Annotated in this window: 16 protein-coding genes and 1 tRNA gene; 3 read left to right on the top strand and 14 right to left on the bottom strand. The window is 56.4% G+C overall.

The genetic code is table 11. The features are described from left to right. Window positions 1–2 precede the first annotated feature (2 nt). From AC1RP7_RS26260 to thrS, 11 genes are all read right to left on the bottom strand, one after another. A complete protein-coding gene (locus AC1RP7_RS26260) occupies window positions 3–1,754 on the bottom strand; it encodes a restriction endonuclease subunit S (RefSeq protein WP_493183281.1) in 1,752 nt (583 codons plus the stop codon). Then, the gene (locus AC1RP7_RS26255) at window positions 1,751–4,531 is read right to left on the bottom strand and encodes a type I restriction endonuclease subunit R (RefSeq protein WP_493183280.1); all 2,781 of its coding nucleotides are present in this window, start codon (window positions 4,529–4,531) and stop codon (window positions 1,751–1,753) included. The genes AC1RP7_RS26260 and AC1RP7_RS26255 overlap by 4 nt, the downstream gene beginning before the upstream one ends. Window positions 4,532–4,738: 207 nt before the next feature. Then, window positions 4,739–4,815, bottom strand: a tRNA-Pro gene (locus AC1RP7_RS26250). Between the two features lie 89 nt (window positions 4,816–4,904). Beyond that, window positions 4,905–5,261: a MerR family transcriptional regulator gene (locus AC1RP7_RS26245; RefSeq protein WP_003179985.1), complete on the bottom strand. Its 357-nt coding sequence runs from the start codon at window positions 5,259–5,261 to the stop codon at window positions 4,905–4,907. Next, the gene (gene ihfA, locus AC1RP7_RS26240) at window positions 5,242–5,544 is read right to left on the bottom strand and encodes an integration host factor subunit alpha (RefSeq protein ID WP_002553164.1); all 303 of its coding nucleotides are present in this window, start codon (window positions 5,542–5,544) and stop codon (window positions 5,242–5,244) included. The genes AC1RP7_RS26245 and ihfA overlap by 20 nt, the downstream gene beginning before the upstream one ends. Before the next feature lie 3 nt (window positions 5,545–5,547). Beyond that, entirely contained in the window at window positions 5,548–7,926 is a 2,379-nt protein-coding gene (gene pheT, locus AC1RP7_RS26235; RefSeq protein ID WP_493183279.1) for a phenylalanine--tRNA ligase subunit beta, read from the bottom strand. A 26-nt stretch (window positions 7,927–7,952) separates the two neighbouring features. Then, window positions 7,953–8,969 carry a phenylalanine--tRNA ligase subunit alpha gene (gene pheS / locus AC1RP7_RS26230; protein ID WP_007975711.1) on the bottom strand — a complete coding sequence of 339 codons (1,017 nt, stop codon included), beginning with the start codon at window positions 8,967–8,969 and terminating at the stop codon, window positions 7,953–7,955. A gap of 109 nt (window positions 8,970–9,078) precedes the next feature. Further along, on the bottom strand, window positions 9,079–9,435 hold the full coding sequence (gene rplT, locus AC1RP7_RS26225) for a 50S ribosomal protein L20 (protein WP_007905879.1): 357 nt from the start codon (window positions 9,433–9,435) through the stop codon (window positions 9,079–9,081). A gap of 28 nt (window positions 9,436–9,463) precedes the next feature. After that, entirely contained in the window at window positions 9,464–9,658 is a 195-nt protein-coding gene (gene rpmI, locus AC1RP7_RS26220; protein WP_002553160.1) for a 50S ribosomal protein L35, read from the bottom strand. Window positions 9,659–9,718: 60 nt separating this feature from the next. Further along, the gene (gene infC, locus AC1RP7_RS26215; protein WP_172435703.1) at window positions 9,719–10,270 is read right to left on the bottom strand and encodes a translation initiation factor IF-3; all 552 of its coding nucleotides are present in this window, start codon (window positions 10,268–10,270) and stop codon (window positions 9,719–9,721) included. Continuing rightward, window positions 10,270–12,192, bottom strand: a complete 1,923-nt coding sequence (thrS, locus tag AC1RP7_RS26210) for a threonine--tRNA ligase (RefSeq protein ID WP_090454263.1) — start codon at window positions 12,190–12,192, stop codon at window positions 10,270–10,272. Before thrS ends, infC begins: the two co-directional genes overlap by 1 nt. 375 nt (window positions 12,193–12,567) lie before the next feature. Here thrS and AC1RP7_RS26205 point away from each other — a divergent pair, with 375 nt between their 5' ends. Continuing rightward, window positions 12,568–12,870, top strand: coding sequence for a hypothetical protein (locus AC1RP7_RS26205; RefSeq protein ID WP_493183277.1), 303 nt, complete (start codon window positions 12,568–12,570; stop codon window positions 12,868–12,870). Between the two features lie 292 nt (window positions 12,871–13,162). Beyond that, entirely contained in the window at window positions 13,163–13,375 is a 213-nt protein-coding gene (locus AC1RP7_RS26200) for a cold-shock protein (RefSeq protein WP_003179963.1), read from the top strand. A 70-nt stretch (window positions 13,376–13,445) separates the two neighbouring features. Here the strand turns inward: AC1RP7_RS26200 and AC1RP7_RS26195 are convergent, their stop codons facing one another. Both AC1RP7_RS26195 and AC1RP7_RS26190 read right to left on the bottom strand, forming a co-directional pair. Next, window positions 13,446–13,766, bottom strand: a complete 321-nt coding sequence (locus AC1RP7_RS26195) for an I78 family peptidase inhibitor (RefSeq protein ID WP_008047240.1) — start codon at window positions 13,764–13,766, stop codon at window positions 13,446–13,448. Between the two features lie 165 nt (window positions 13,767–13,931). Then, on the bottom strand, window positions 13,932–14,237 hold the full coding sequence (locus AC1RP7_RS26190) for a hypothetical protein (protein ID WP_007975706.1): 306 nt from the start codon (window positions 14,235–14,237) through the stop codon (window positions 13,932–13,934). A gap of 132 nt (window positions 14,238–14,369) precedes the next feature. On the opposite strand from AC1RP7_RS26190, the gene AC1RP7_RS26185 reads away from it, so the two are divergent. Further along, the gene (locus AC1RP7_RS26185; protein ID WP_057715541.1) at window positions 14,370–14,582 is read left to right on the top strand and encodes a hypothetical protein; all 213 of its coding nucleotides are present in this window, start codon (window positions 14,370–14,372) and stop codon (window positions 14,580–14,582) included. Window positions 14,583–14,615: 33 nt separating this feature from the next. On the opposite strand, the gene AC1RP7_RS26180 is transcribed toward AC1RP7_RS26185, so the two are convergent. Continuing rightward, complete coding sequence (locus AC1RP7_RS26180; RefSeq protein WP_493183311.1) at window positions 14,616–15,623, bottom strand: nucleoside hydrolase; 1,008 nt, start codon at window positions 15,621–15,623, stop codon at window positions 14,616–14,618. Window positions 15,624–15,652 lie beyond the last annotated feature (29 nt).

The following is a 15,652-nucleotide window of genomic DNA, read 5'->3' as shown; positions in this document are numbered from 1 at the left end:
AGTCAAGCCGTCCGCAGCTTCAGGCGGTCGTACAGTTTGCGACCCTGTGCATCGGTGACCGCTTCCACGGCCAGCTGTCCCGCTTTGTCCAAAGCACGCAACTCTGCATAGATATCTTCAATCTGATCTGTCAGCGCACCATCGGCCACACCGCAGCGGCGGAAAGCTTCTTGCGCGGGAACCCAGTCACCCGCCTCGGCGAGCACATTGATCAGTTTGCTCACCACGGCGGCCATCCCCTTCTGTTGTTTGGTTTTGCGTACCTTGGGCTGTTTCTCCCGGTCTGCCCGCTCCGCGCGGATTCGTTCCAGCAGTATGCTGGCCGGTTCGTCGTTCGGATCTTGCGGGACAAGCTGGCCGGCGAAGGCGGCGCGCAGGATATTTTGGCGTTGGGCGGTGGATTGTTTGAGGCCCAGCTCTACGGCTTGCTCTTGTCGATCAATTTGTTCGATCTGCAATTCAAGTAGTGTCAGCAACTCGCGCTGTTCATCTGCCGGCCCCAGTGGGACAGGGAACATGCGCAACATGGTCATGTTGATCGACGCGAGGTTAGTCGTTTGCTTACCCGCATTTTGAAACCACGTCTTTCCAAACGTGTTGCCATGATGCGAGATCAGCTCAGGCAGGACTTCTCGTAGGTACGGTCGCATCCGAAAAACATGGTTTTGATGTATGCAGTTGGCGACCTCATCGCGCCAAACCCAGCCGCGGCCGAGCTTGTCGCGATCACCACCTTCGTTAAATAAGATATCGCCCGCCTGAAGCGTCAATTCGGCGATGTCCCGTTCGGTAGCCAAAATTGTCTTCACCTCGGAGAGATCGAGAAAGCCGCGCTGCACATTCGCCACTCGCAGATACGGCACTTCGCGAACCTCGATATCAGCATTTCTTTTGGTACCTTTCGCTACGCCGGACGCAATTTCACCGAGCATGTCCAAGCTCGCCCACACCCATCCTTCCGGCAATTCCGGCAGGCCAACTGTATCCGGCAGCACCGGCTCTGAGTACTTCTTTTGCCAGTCTTTGGGCAGGCTTTTCCCCTGTTCCTTGAACTTGGCGCGCTGCTTGGCTTCCCAGCGGGCGCGGCGCTCGGTGAGGATGCGTTGCAACAGCTGCGGGCCGGTCTCAATGTGCGTGTGCTGGGCACGCCAATCGACGGTGAGCGCGCCTTCCACGGAGGCTTTCAGCAGCGATTGGCGGTATTGTTTGAGCTTCTTCTGCGCAGTCTTGAGTTCCTCCACGCCAGCATCGAGATCGGATAGTAGTTCTTCAAGTTTCGCGACGATGCGAGATTGTTCGCCGACTGGCGGCAAAGATAAAGGCCATGCCTTGATTATTCCCTGAGAAATATTGGGCTGAGCACCACCCTTGCCTGCATCGACGAAACCTTTTTCTTGTGATAGCAGAAAGTGATAGAGAAACTCCGCACTAGTTGCCTCGGGAAGTGCAACCGCACAGGCTTGATTGGTCGCAGCATCGATTCCTAATATGGAAGTCTTGCCAATGGTTGCACCGTACATCGCAATAGCGACAGAACCTTTGGAAAATACCTTAGCGCTTGATGCTGCGACGGCCTCACCGGAGATGTGTTCCTCAGAATTATGCAGCACACGCGGGCCAAGCTCACCAGTCTTAAACCACGGGATCGTACCTAAGTAATACGCGGGATTGGATCTTGACGGCGTACCACCAGAAGACCATGACGCAACGTCCTGCAGCGTTGCTGGAGCCCAACCTTTTGGCAATTCACTCACGCAACCAACTCCTCATTCATTTCGGTCATCACTCCATCCAGTTCCTTGCCAAACAGCGCCCAGGCCTTTTGTAACCCACCCTTGCCGGCCAGCTCGGCATAATCAAAATCGTCCCGGCTGATGCTGCAACTGCTAGCGATGTGCTCTTTCATCAGACGCAGCCAATCAGTTTGTTCAGCAGTGAAGGCGGTTCCGCGCTGGGCGTTGTGACGGAAGATCCATGTTTGAAAACGTTTATCCACCTCATCGGCAAAGGGTTTCAACTCAGCGTCCAGCCCAAGAGCAAAACGCAGCAGTGAGACCAAATCGGTGAGCTGGCGTTTGCGGTCTGCGCCCTTCACTGCACTGGCCTGCACGCGGGCGTAGGCACTCCATAGGCGCTCTGTGGTGAGCATCAACGGCGGCTTACTCAAGCGTTCGTGGAGGTCCTCGATCATGTCGAAAGTGAGCGCGCGGCGCTGGTAGGGTTGCTGGTAGAAAAAGTCCAGCGCAGCAATTTCGTCTTTGTGCTGCTTTAGGTAGTCAGCAAAGGTTTGAATCAACGCTTTGGCCTGCGCTTCCGCCTGCTCACTGAAGCCTGAAAAGGTCACCTGATCCAGATTGATATGATCAATTATCTGCTCGCGTTCGCGGCGGGCGTTTTCGATCTCGTGACGTAGAGTCGGCTGGTCGAACGGGGCGCAGGCATCAGCCACGCGTTCGGCGCGTGCGGCTTCAATCTCTACGGGCAGCAAAGTGTCCTCAGAGCGGGTAATGCCCTTCGCCTTGGCGGTGACCAACGCGGCTTGCACGATTGCATCAGGGTCCAGAGCGGCGATCAGCCCCTTGCCCAACTGAGCCACCGGAATGCCGCCGCTGGCTTTCTCGATTCGGGCTTGGGCCCTGTCGTCCAGTTGTTTAGCCAGGCGAATCAAGCGGTTGGCGAGTGAAAATACAGTGTCATCGTCGCGACTGCCCATCGCCACGCCTTGCAGCAGGTCTTTCAGCGCTATACCGGGCTTTTTCTCAAGCGGTCGGCTTTCTGTTTTAAGCGTTTTTTCCACGCCTACGGCGTCGATCAGCACAAAGCGAGTTTTTGCGCCGTCCGCACTGTTACTGACGCGTTTGAGGCTGTCACCATCGAGGCTACGCACACCCCGCCCCTTCATTTGTTCGTAGTAGCCCTTGCTTCGCACGTCGCGCATGAAGAGCAGCACTTCCAACGGCTTAACGTCGGTGCCGGTGGCGATCATGTCCACCGTCACGGCGATGCGCGGGTTGTAGTCGTTGCGAAAGCTACTAAGGATGCTGTCGGCGTCCTCTTCAGCTTTGTAAGTAACCTTTTTGCAGAAGGCATTGCCCTGCCCGTAAACGTCGCGCAGGATGTTGATGATGTCGTCGGCGTGGCTATCCGTCTTGGCAAAGATCAGCGTTTTGGGTGTTTCTTTGCGCGCCGGAAAAATCTGTTTTTCCACAGCGGTTTTCATGGCCTGAATCACCTGGCGGATCTGGCTCACATTCACTACAGAGCGATCGAGTTCCTTGCCGGTATAAGTTGTGTCTTCTTCGGTCTGATCCCAACGTTTTTTACGGGTTTGCCGGTCACGGTGGTCGACATATTCCTTGGCTTTGAGTTCTGCACCTTTTTGGGTAACTTCGGTTTCAATCTCGTATACGTCGTAACCGACGTTGACGCCATCGGCCACTGATTGCTCATAGGTGTATTCGGCGACGATGTTTTCGTTAAAGAAGCCGAAAGTACGCTTGTCGGGCGTGGCTGTTAGACCGATCAGGCTAGCATCGTAATAGTCGAGCACCTGCTTCCAGAGGTTATAGATGCTGCGGTGGCATTCATCAATGATGATGAAATCGAACGTTTCCACCGGCACGGCGGGATTGTAGCGGACGAGTTTTACTTGTTTAGACGTCTGTTGTACTTCGTTGAGCGAAACATCTTCGGCCGAGTCATCGATCGGTTCGCCGCTCAGGATGGAGTACATGCGCTGAATGGTGCTTATGCACACCTGCGAGTGCGGGTCGATGTTTGGCGAGGCCAAACGCTGCACGTTGTAAAGTTCGGTGAATTTGCGGCCATCATCCGGTGGTGTGTAAGCCATAAACTCCTGATGGGCCTGCTTGCCGAGGTTGCGAGTATCTACAAGAAACAGAATGCGTTTGGCACCGCCGAACTTGAGTAAGCGGTATACAGCGGTGATAGCAGTGAAGGTTTTACCCGATCCGGTTGCCATGTGTACCAAGGCGCGAGGCTTGTTCAGTGCCAGCGACTGTTCCAGCCCGGTAACCGCGCTGATCTGGCAGTCGCGCAGGTTGAGCTCAGGCAGTGCAGGCATTTGCTCGGCCAGCCGGCGGCGCAGGGTTTCGGGTTGAGCCAACCAAGTCGCAAGCGTTTCAGGCTTAAAGAAATTGAATACTTCTCGCGAGCGCGGCGCCGGATCGGCGTTGTCGGTAAAACGGATAATCTGGCCAGTAGCCTCAAACAAAAAGCGCAGAGGTGTATTGTCTTTGCGCCATTTGAGGCTGGAGGTTGCGTAACGCTCGGTCTGCCTTTCAGTGACGGTGAGGTTTTCGCCAGCGCTATCTTTTTTGGCTTCAATGACCCCCACTGCAATGCGGTTAACGAACAACATATAATCAGCCGGCCCCGTATCAGTCGGGCATTCACGCACGGCTACGCCAACACCTGCTGACAGATTGAGCTCTTTCATGTCCTGGATAACCCAACCGGCCTTTTCAAGCTTAGTGTCGACTTGCTGACGGGCTTTTAACTCTGGCGTCATGATGCTGGTCCCTGCAAATGTCCGCACAATTGGATTAGAACGATAACTACTCCACCTCAAGCCTCATCCTAATCCCACACGACTGGCAAGCCAATCTCAATTGGCAACCAATTGGCAACCAGAACAGTCAAATTCACATTGGCAATGAAATACGCCAAGCATAAAAAATCCAATCACCGCTAAGTGATTGGATTTTCAGGAGATTTATGGTCGGGACGGAGTGATTCGAACACTCGACCCCTAGCACCCCATGCTAGTGCGCTACCGGACTGCGCTACGCCCCGACTAGGCGTGAAACCCATCCCTCATCTCGAGGAACGCTCAAGAATATATCGCAAGCTTTTGAAAACTGGAAGTATTTAAAAGCGAGAATTTATTTCTTGAGTACCACCAGAACATCTTCGAGCTCGGCGATCATCTGGCGGATCATTTGCTTGTATTGGGTGGTGTCGTCTTTGGCTTCATCACCGGACAAACGCAGGCGCGCTCCGCCGATGGTGAACCCCTGATCGTAAAGGAGCGCGCGGATCTGCCGGATCATCAGCACATCCTGGCGCTGATAATACCGGCGGTTTCCGCGGCGTTTGACAGGGTTGAGTTGAGGAAACTCCTGCTCCCAGTAGCGCAGCACGTGTGGTTTTACCGCACACAGCTCGCTGACTTCACCAATGGTGAAGTAGCGTTTGCCCGGGATGACGGGGAGCTCGTCGTTATGACTTGGTTCCAGCATAAGCCTCAACTCGGGCCTTCAACTTCTGCCCTGGACGAAAGGTGACCACACGGCGAGCCGTGATCGGGATTTCTTCCCCCGTTTTCGGATTGCGGCCAGGCCGCTGGCGTTTGTCCCGAAGGTCGAAATTGCCGAAACCGGACAATTTGACTTGTTCGTTGTCTTCGAGAGCGTGCCTGATTTCTTCAAAAAACAGTTCGACCAATTCCTTGGCCTCCCGTTTGTTCAGGCCCAGCTCTTCATACAGACGTTCCGCCATCTCAGCTTTCGTCAGAGCCCCCATACGTCACTTCCTTAACGTGGCGTTCAACCTTTGTTCGAGCGAGGTGAGGATGTTTTGCGTTGCGGTATTCACCTCATCGTCATTAAGAGTGCGCGATGGATGCTGCCAGGTCAAGCCGACTGCGAGGCTTTTTCTATCAGGATCAATGCCTTTACCCTGATACACGTCAAATAGCCTGAGGTCTGTCAGCCATTCGCCTGCATTTTCACGGATTACGTCCAGTACAGCCGTGGCTGCAACGTCTTTGTGCGCAATCAGTGCAAGGTCACGACGCACTTCAGGAAAGCGCGATAACTCGTGGAATTTTGGCATTTTGCCCGACGCCACTTCCGCCAGAACCAACTCGAAGACGAAGACCGGACGGTCGAGACCGAGGGTTTTCGACAATTCAGGGTGGATCGCGCCAATGAAGCCGACCAGACGACCGTCACGCTCGATGCGCGCGGTTTGACCCGGGTGCAGCGCTGGGTGTTTGCCCGGCACGAAAGTGAACGCATCCAGGGCACCGGCAAAACCCAGCACCGCTTCCACGTCTGCCTTGACGTCGAAGAAGTCGACGGTATCGCGACCCTGCGCCCAGCCTTCCGGCAGGCGACTACCGCATACAACACCCGCCAACATCGGCTCTTGCTTCAGACCTTCAAGCTGGCCAACGAAACGCAGGCCGCTTTCGAACAGACGCACGCGATCCTGCTGACGGTTCAGGTTGTGTTGAAGCGCCTTGACCAGACCCGGCCACAGCGACGAGCGCATGGCAGCCATGTCATTGGAGATCGGATTGGCCAGCAGCAACGGCTCCACACCCGGATTAAACAGTTCGAACTGTTTCGGATCGATGAAGCTATAGGTAATTGCTTCCTGATATCCACGAGCAACCAGCAGGCGGCGCAGTTCAGGCAGGTCGCTACGGGCTTCTGCCTTGGCTTGCGGCGCCAGGCGCGCTTGCGGATAACGAACCGGCAAACGGTTGTAGCCATACAGGCGTGCCAGTTCTTCGATCAGGTCCACTTCCAGGCTGATATCGAAGCGATGGCTTGGAACTTCTACACGCCACTGCCCTGCCCCATCGGCAGTAATGGTCAGGCCCAAGGCGTTGAGCAGACGCTCCACCTCGGCCGAATCCATTTCCATACCCAGCATCTGGGTAATACGCTGGGCACGCAGGGTGATCGGAGCAATTTTCGGCAGGTGCTGTTCGCTGACGGTCTCGATGATCGGACCCGCTTCACCACCGGTGATTTCCAGCAGCAAACCAGTCGCGCGCTCCATGGCTTCGCGGGCCAGCTGCCAGTCCACGCCACGCTCATAGCGATGGGATGCATCGGTGTGCAGGCCATAGGAACGGGCCTTGCCTGCTACGGCGATCTGATCGAAGAAGGCGCTTTCCAGGAACACATCACGTGTGGTCGCGGAAACACCGCTGTGCTCGCCACCCATGACACCGGCAATTGCCAGCGCGCGGGAGTGGTCGGCAATCACCAGCGTATCGCTACGCAGGCTGACTTCCTGGCCGTCGAGCAGCACCAGCTTCTCGCCCTCTTCAGCCATGCGCACACGGATGCCACCGTTGATTTCGGCGAGATCGAAGGCGTGCAGCGGCTGACCCAGTTCCAGCATCACATAGTTGGTGATGTCGACGGCAGCGTCGATGCTGCGCACGTCGGCACGACGCAGACGCTCGACCATCCACAGCGGCGTCGCTTTGGACAGGTCGACGTTACGGATCACACGCCCCAGGTAACGCGGGCACGCGGCGGGCGCCAGCACTTCTACCGAGCGCACTTCGTCGTGGGCGGCAGGAACCGAAGCCACCACCGGACGGACCACCGTAGCGGCGTACAGGGCACCCACTTCACGGGCCAGACCGGCCAGGGACAGGCAGTCACCACGGTTCGGGGTCAGATCGACCTCGATGCTGGCGTCTTCCAGGTCCAGGTAAACGCGGAAATCCTCGCCTACCGGCGCATCGGCCGGCAGCTCCATCAGGCCGTCATTACCTTCACCGACCTGCAGCTCGGTTTGCGAGCACAGCATGCCGTTGGACTCGACGCCACGCAGCTTGGCTTTCTTGATCTTGAAGTCGCCTGGCAGCTCGGCGCCGATCATGGCGAAAGGAATCTTCAGGCCCGGGCGCACGTTTGGCGCACCGCAAACAACCTGGAAGGTTTCCGAACCGTTGCTGACCTGGCACACGCGCAGTTTGTCGGCGTCCGGGTGCTGCTCGGTGCTCAGCACCTCGCCAACGACCACGCCACTGAAAACACCGGCGGCCGGCGTAACGCTATCGACCTCAAGACCGGCCATCGACAGACGAGCAACCAGCTCGTCGCGACTTACCTGCGGGCTAACCCAGCCACGCAGCCATTGTTCACTGAATTTCATCCTGCTCTCCTAAGAATTCGTTACGACTAGCGAAATTGCGCGAGGAACCGCAAGTCGTTGTCGAAGAACAGACGCAAGTCGTTCACGCCGTAACGCAGCATGGCCAGACGCTCTACGCCCATGCCGAAGGCAAAGCCCGAGAACTCTTCCGGGTCGATCCCGGACATGCGCAGCACGTTCGGGTGAACCATGCCGCAACCCATCACTTCCAGCCAGCCGGTCTGCTTGCAGACGCGGCAGCCTTTACCGCTGCACATCACGCATTCCATGTCGACTTCAGCGGATGGCTCGGTGAACGGGAAGTACGAAGGACGGAAACGCACCGCCAGTTCCTTTTCGAAGAAAACCCGCAGGAACTCTTCGATGGTGCCTTTGAGGTCGGCGAAATTGATGTCGCGATCGATCAGCAGGCCTTCGACCTGGTGGAACATCGGCGAGTGGGTGATATCGGAGTCGCTGCGGTATACACGGCCTGGGCAGACGATGCGGATCGGCGGCTGTTTCGACTCCATGGTGCGGACCTGTACCGGCGAGGTATGGGTGCGCAACAACATGTTCGCATTGAAATAGAAGGTGTCATGCATCGACCGGGCCGGGTGGTGGCCGGGGATGTTGAGCGCTTCGAAGTTGTGATAGTCGTCTTCGACCTCAGGGCCTTCGGCGATGCCGTAGCCAATACGGGTGAAGAACTGTTCGACGCGTTCCAGAGTACGGGTAACCGGATGCAGACCACCGGAGGTCTGACCACGGCCAGGCAGGGTCACGTCAATGGACTCGGCGGAGAGTTTGGCAGCCAGATCGGCTTCTTCAAACAATGCCTTGCGCGCATTAAGGACCTCTGTGACACGCTCCTTGGCAACGTTGATCAGCGCACCGACCTGCGGACGCTCTTCTGCCGGCAAATTCCCCAGGGTCTTCATCACCTGAGTCAATTCACCCTTCTTGCCAAGGTAGTGAACCCGGATTTGCTCCAGGGCATTGATATCTTCAGCGCTTTGCACAGCCTCTAGAGCTTGAGAGACGAGCGCATCCAGGTTTTCCATGTACAGACTCCAGATACAAAATAGGGGAAGAGCTTGAAGGCTCTTCCCCTATTTATGACGTTTAACACCTGACCCCACAGATGCGAGGCCGGGTGACTGTCGGGGGTACTTAAGCCAAGGTGGCTTTAGCTTTCTCGACAATCGCAGCAAACGCCGCTTTTTCGTTCACTGCCAGATCAGCCAGAACCTTACGGTCGATCTCGATGGACGCTTTTTTCAGGCCGGCGATGAAACGGCTGTAGGACAGACCGTTGATACGAGCACCAGCGTTGATACGAGCGATCCACAGAGCGCGGAACTGACGTTTTTTCTGACGACGGTCACGGTAGGCGTATTGGCCTGCCTTGATTACCGCTTGCTTGGCAACACGGAATACGCGGGAGCGTGCGCCGTAGTAGCCTTTAGCAAGTTTCAGAATTTTTTTGTGACGCTTACGGGCAATGACGCCACGCTTTACACGAGCCATGAGTTACTTCCTCTATTCTTGACTAAAATTAACGAAGGCGCAGCATGCGCTCGACTTTTGCCACGTCAGACGGATGCAGCAAGCTGCTACCGCGCAGTTGACGCTTACGCTTGGTCGACATTTTGGTCAGGATGTGGCTCTTGAAAGCGTGCTTGTGCTTGATACCGTTAGCAGTTTTCAGAAACCGCTTAGCAGCACCACTTTTGGTCTTCATTTTTGGCATGTTCGGATACTCCGCATTCAGTTGATAAACATAATCAGAAGGCCTGCCGTGCCCTGTTGATTACTTCTTCTTTTTCGGGGCGATGACCATGATCAGCTGGCGTCCTTCCATCTTAGGATGCTGTTCGACCGAACCGTACTCGAGCAAGTCACCTTCAACTCGCTTGAGGAGTTCCATCCCCAGCTCCTGGTGGGCCATCTCACGGCCGCGGAATCGCAAGGATACCTTGGCCCTGTCCCCGTCACTCAGGAAACGTACCAGGTTGCGCAGTTTTACCTGGTAATCCCCTTCCTCCGTCCCTGGACGAAACTTGATTTCTTTAACCTGAATCTGCTTCTGGTTTTTCTTGGCCGCAGCAATCTGCTTCTTCTTTTCGAAGATCGATTTGCCGTAGTCCATCAGTTTGCAAACAGGTGGTACTGCATCGGCGGAAATCTCCACCAGATCCAGCTTGGCCTCTTCAGCCTTAAGAAGCGCGTCTTCAATTGACACAATCCCGAGCTGTTCACCTTCAGCCCCAATTAACCGAACCTCGCGTGCCGAGATATTCTCGTTGATCGGGGCTTTCGGTGCAGTTCGTTTATCTTGTCTCATTTCACGCTTAATAATAATTACTCCGAATCTTGGCGACCACGCCGGGAAACCGCTTGCGCGAGGAACTCAGCGAACTGGGCGACGGGCATCGAGCCCAGGTCAGCACCTTCACGAGTACGCACAGCGACAGTCTGCATCTCGACTTCCCGATCTCCGATAACCAAGAGATAAGGAACCTTGAGCAAAGTATGCTCGCGGATTTTAAAGCCGATTTTTTCATTTCTCAAGTCAGACTTGGCACGAAATCCGCTTTCGTTGAGGGTTTTTTCAACCTCGGCGGCGAAATCAGCCTGTTTGTCAGTGATATTCATCACCACTGCCTGGGTCGGAGCAAGCCACGCCGGGAATGCACCCTCGTAGTGCTCGATCAGGATTCCGACGAAACGCTCGAAGGACCCCAGGATCGCCCGGTGCAACATCACCGGGTGCTTGCGACTGTTGTCTTCGGAGACGAATTCGGCTCCCAGACGGACCGGCAGGTTAAAATCGAGCTGCAGGGTACCACACTGCCAGACGCGACCGAGACAATCTTTCAACGAGAATTCGATCTTCGGACCGTAGAACGCACCCTCACCCGGCTGCAGATCGTACGGCAGGCCCGCGCTGTCAAGGGCTGCGGCCAGCGCAGCTTCGGCGCGATCCCAAAGCTCGTCGGACCCGACGCGTTTTTCCGGACGAGTGGACAGCTTCATCTCGACATCTTTAAAGCCGAAATCGGCGTAAACGTCCATGGTCAGCTTGATGAACGCAGCGGACTCGGCCTGCATCTGCTCTTCGGTGCAGAAGATGTGGGCGTCGTCCTGAGTGAACGCGCGCACGCGCATGATGCCGTGCAAGGCGCCCGATGGCTCGTTACGGTGGCACGCACCAAACTCGGCCAGGCGCATTGGCAGTTCGCGGTAGCTTTTCAGGCCCTGGTTGAACACCTGCACGTGGCAAGGGCAGTTCATTGGCTTGATCGCGTAATCGCGGTTTTCCGACTGGGTGGTGAACATGTTGTCGGCGTAGTTGGCCCAGTGCCCGGATTTCTCCCACAGGCTGCGGTCAACGACTTGCGGCGTCTTGATTTCCAGGTAGCCATTGTCGCGCTGAACCTTGCGCATGTACTGCTCGAGCACCTGGTACAGAGTCCAGCCGTTCGGATGCCAGAACACCATGCCCGGCGACTCTTCCTGGGTGTGGAACAGGCCCAGGCGCTTGCCGATCTTGCGGTGGTCGCGCTTTTCGGCTTCTTCGATGCGCTGGATGTAAGCCGCCAGTTGCTTCTTGTCCGCCCATGCGGTGCCGTAGACGCGCTGCAATTGCTCGTTCTTGGCATCGCCGCGCCAGTAGGCACCGGACAGCTTGGTCAGCTTGAAGGATTTCAGGAAGCGGGTGTTCGGCACGTGCGGACCGCGGCACATGTCGACGTATTCTTCGTGATAGTACAGGCCCATGGCCTGCTCGTTCGGCATGTCTTCGACCAGGCGCAACTTGTAGTCTTCGCCACGGGCCTTGAACACTTCGATCACTTCGGCGCGCGGAGTGACTTTCTTGATCACGTCGTAATCTTTCTCGATCAGCTGCTGCATGCGCTGTTCGATGGCCGCCAGGTCGTCCGGAGTGAAAGGACGCTCGAAGGCGATGTCGTAATAGAAACCTTCATCGATGACCGGACCGATGACCATTTTGGCGGTCGGGTACAACTGCTTGACCGCGTGGCCAACCAGGTGGGCGCAAGAGTGGCGAATGATCTCCAGCCCCTCTTCATCCTTTGGCGTGATGATTTGCAGCGACGCGTCGCTGTCGATGATGTCGCTGGCGTCGACCAGCTTGCCATCGACCTTGCCGGCAACGGTGGCCTTGGCCAGGCCTGCACCGATGGATGCGGCGACCTCGGCTACGGAAACCGGATGATCGAATGAACGTTGACTGCCGTCGGGAAGAGTAATAGTTGGCATGGCGCCTCCTCTCCTAGTGGTGACCCCTACCAAAGGTCACGTGGGTTGGGATGAGCCAGTACAAGATCCGGTCCAGGCCATTCAATGACGAACGCCTGCCTTACAGCGGCAGGAGCCTTGCGGCCAACCGGGAAACCGAACCAGAGTGACTGGGATTCAAATCAGGGTTAATCGTGCATCTGCCGCCATCGGGACTGAAGGTCCATCGGAGCTTGCAAACGCCCGAGCCACGCATGCTAGCACAGATGAACGGTTGCCACGGTGCGCAGGTTTTGCAGCAGGGTAAATTGGCTGTTTTTATGCCAGAGTGCTGAACTTGAAGCGCACTATCGCCCTCAGATAACAAGATATCTGACCCACAAGGAGTATCTCAGCATGCGTCTGAATCGTTTATTCGCCGTAGTCGCCCCCGTCATTCTCCTGCTGCCACTGGCCGCCCATGCAGAATGGCCAAAAGGCGAACGAGAGAAATACATGGCTCAGTGCGTTCCTGCCGCTGCCAAGAAGATTGGTACGCCGGCAGCAAAATCCCACTGCGCCTGCGGTGCCGATGCCATCAAATCGTACCCTGCCGCCGACATTCAGGCCCTGATGAACAACACGGCCAGTGACACATTGAAGCAGCAGGCACTGAGCAAAATTGCAGCCTGCAAGGCCACCAAAACAGAGCAAAAATAAGCCCGCCCCCATGCTTTCAGCCCCTGAAACACTGTTAAAAAGCCGCTGAAACAGGACCTTTCGTACAATTTATTCAGGTTTTTCAGCTTTTTTTATCGCCTTAACTTTCGGCCGAAAGCCTTATAGAACGGGGCTTTCAGCCGCTAAAGGATACAAAGAAAAAACGTCTGATTGGCAAACAGTGCGTCCGGGGGGCTCCCAAACCGAACATTTCGACTATGATACTCGGGTGTGCCCAGTTGGCCTGAGCAGCACAGTACTACTGAAAATATATGTTTCTTGGAGATACACCATGTCTAATCGCCAAACCGGCACCGTTAAATGGTTCAACGATGAAAAAGGCTTCGGCTTCATCACTCCTCAAGGTGGCGGTGACGACCTGTTCGTACACTTCAAAGCTATCGAAAGCGACGGTTTCAAAAGCCTGAAAGAAGGCCAGACTGTTTCCTTCGTGGCTGAGAAAGGCCAAAAGGGTATGCAAGCTGCTCAAGTTCGCCCAGAGTAATTTCCAGGCGCACTAAAAAAACCCCGTCCATGTGACGGGGTTTTTTATGGGTGAAACAAAAGTCGAACGATCAGCCGCAGTTGACGCGGGTCACTACCCGGCTGGCATCGGTGTTCAGGTTCAGGCGATCGGAACGGTACTCCAGCGTCACCATATCGGTTGGCAGCAGGAACCGTGCACTTTGCGCCCCGGCACGGGTACGCGCCTGCTCGAGCAGCTGCGGCGATGCCTGTTTGCCGATGGTGAACTCGGCAGCCTTTGCCTCACAGCGACTGTGCCCCGTGTCAGTCGTCGCAACATCCGTTGTTGCCGACTCCGTAGAGGGAGTGCTGCAACCGGCCAGCGTGGCAACGGCCAACAAAGTACCCAATGACGCGAGCTTCCAAGGCATGAAGCCTCCTTATTCAATGATTAAGCTGAGATCGTGCGACAACCAGACTGGCGTTTGGTTTCACAGGGAGCGCTGGCACCCTGCCCATGATCCGGACGAGCCGCGATTCTGCCTGAGCGTCGCCCTGCCCTTAATCACTGAATCGTGACTGAATATGAACGACGCTCAATAGACGTCGATGTAGTCGTAAGGAGGATTGGGCCAGTTCTCTTTCAAGGCATTGAAGATTTGCATGACCCAGACTTCATCGCTGGCCGCGACCCGCCCGACATAACCGGAGCCCTTGGCCCAGGTTTCGAGCCGGAACAACAACCCGTCGATATCGGTACCGCCCACGACACCCGAGGAGATGTAGGCAATGCCCCCCTTGGTGACCCGCAACTGGGTGTGCTCATCGTCACTGGCGCCAGCCAGCAACTGACGCACCGCCTCGAGGGTCAGGCCATCCGGGGAGTTCAAATCGATCTGCACAGCGCGTTCCTTGAATATTCGTCAGAGACCAAGTGTCGCACAGCCCTCCTTTCATGCCTAAGTCGACGTGTCAAAAGCCCCGCAAAATGGTTAACTCGGTACTCAGACTTCCCCGACCTCCCGAGTGCCATCATGACCACCGTAAGCATCGACGCTGCCATCAAGGCCAAGTGGCAAGACGGCCACAGCTCCTACAGCCCAAGCAGCACGGAAGAGCTCGCCATTATCGGTATCGACCTTCTGGTCAGGGACCTTGGAACCGAAGCCGCCCAATCGTTCATCGAGCAAATTTTCGAGAAACATCTATCGGACCAAAAGACCGAAGCGGTTAGTACGAGGGAGTAAAACCCGCAGGCAAGCACCTGCGGGAGATGATGCTTACTTCAGGCGGGCCAGGCGCTCGGTCAGCAAATCGAAGAAGCCCTGGGCGTCGCCGCTTTCTACCCAGAAGGCGTTCTTTGGCGCCTTCAAGCCGTCATACCAGTCGACGATGGTTTGTCCAAAGGTCGGTCCTTCGCGGCTGTCGACCACCACGTTGACCGAACGACCGCTGAACAATTGCGGCTTGAGCAGATAAGCGACAACCGTGGCGTCATGCACCGGGCCGCCCGGAAGGCCGTAGTGTTCCATGTCGCCCTTGATGTACTCATTGAGAATACTGCCCACCAGACGACTGGCGTTGTTGTTCAGCGCGGCAATCTGGTTCAGTCGCGCCTCGCTGGTAAGGATCTTGTGGGTCACATCCAGCGGCAGGTAGGTCAGCTTCACGCCACTGTTGAGCACCACCTCGGCCGCTTGCGGATCGGCGAACAGGTTGAACTCGGCCACCGGCGTGATATTGCCGCCATTGAAGTGCGCGCCGCCCATGACCACCACTTCCTTGATGCCCTGAACGATACCCGGCTCCAGGATCAACGCCAGGGCCAGGTTGGTCTGCGGGCCAAGCATGGCGATGGTAATGCTGTGGGGCTCGGCAGATTTCAAGGTATCGATCAGATAGGTGATGGCGCTGCCCTTGGCCAGCCCCTTCATGGGCTCATGCACGTCAATGCCCGACAACCCTTCCTTGCCATGAATGTCCTCGGCGTAGATGGGTGTGCGCATCAGGGGTCTGGGCGCCCCCGCATAGACCGGCACCTCTTCGCGCCCCGCCCACTCCCGGGCCAGCCGCGCATTGCGTGAGGTCTTGTCCAGGCGAACGTTGCCGGCAACGGTGGTCAATGCCCGGACATTCAGTTCGTCCGGCGACGCCAGGGCGAACAACAGGGCAACGACGTCGTCAGCCCCCGGATCGGTGTCGATGATCAGGTCGATCTTTGGTGCCGCCTGGGCGTTGGTTGCGGTCGTCAGGGTCAAAAGCAGCAGGCTCCGGAGCAGTGAGTGCAGTTACTGAGCATAGCGATGCGGGGCGCACG

It is taken from the genome of Pseudomonas sp. GW822-FHT01E03, assembly GCF_058802985.1.
This window is presented reverse-complemented; position numbering and strand designations above follow the sequence as displayed.